The sequence below is a fragment of the Sphingobium cupriresistens genome, from assembly GCF_004152865.1.
Taxonomy (GTDB): Bacteria; Pseudomonadota; Alphaproteobacteria; order Sphingomonadales; family Sphingomonadaceae; genus Sphingobium; species Sphingobium cupriresistens.
On record NZ_SEOO01000133.1, the window covers coordinates 1 to 863 of the forward strand.

Below are 863 nucleotides of genomic sequence, written 5' to 3' on the forward strand. Positions count from 1 at the left end.
GAAAATTACACCAATGCCGGGGGGAGTGGCCCTCGGGCTACGCCCTCACGCCACTCCCCCCGGCATGTAACACGATGGCCTGGTTTTACGCCGCCGAATGGCCGACTTTTGCTCCGCCGTTGACAGAAGCTTTCGTTATAGCCATTCTCCCATGGTGATCCCGGTGTGATGTAGAGCGTCTTCACGCCGATCTGCCCCAGCCATTGCTGGACGGCTGTCGCGATAAATTCGCTGCCATAGCACATTGGGAAGCGGCCCCTCGAAGGGGCGCACTGCCTTGATGAAGGCAAGGGCGCGTAGCGCCCGCAAGCTTCATCAAGGCGGTCATGATCGGCCCGCAGGTCTCTAAAGTGAAGTTGTCGACTCAACCCTTTGGAGACAGACCGACCATGACCAAGCGTAGCTCTAATCCCACCGACGCCGTGCTGGTAGCCATCGATATGTCCAAACACCGCCAGGAGGTCCTGATCGAACGTCCAGAAGGCGGACGCCGACGTCGCATGACGGTGATGGCGACAAAGGCAGATTATGATCGCCTGGCCACGGATCTTAGCGACATCGGGCGTCCGATCATCGTCGGCTTCGAGGCTACTGGTAACTACCACCGCACGCTGGCGCATCGCCTGCTGTCCGCCGGCTTCGAGTTGCGCTTGATCTCGTCCGTTGCCTTGGCTCGAACGCGCGAGGCTCTGCACAATGGCTGGGACAAGAACGATTCCAAGGATGCGCAAGTGATTGCGTATTTCGCAAAAGTCGGACAGCCGCTTCGCTAAATCCCGGACAAGCGCTTCAGTAAATCCGGGACAGCTGGTGTAGGCAGTAGATGCCTGGTTACTGTCAGGGTTGAGTGATTTCGATATTTG

The 863-nt window shown here is 58.2% G+C and carries 1 pseudogene; it reads left to right on the forward strand.

What is annotated here, in order from left to right:
* Positions 1-389 precede the first annotated feature (389 nt).
* Positions 390-758 (forward strand): annotated as a pseudogene (locus EWH12_RS21965) (IS110 family transposase); the annotation flags it as partial.
* Between the last annotated feature and the right edge of the window lie 105 nt (positions 759-863).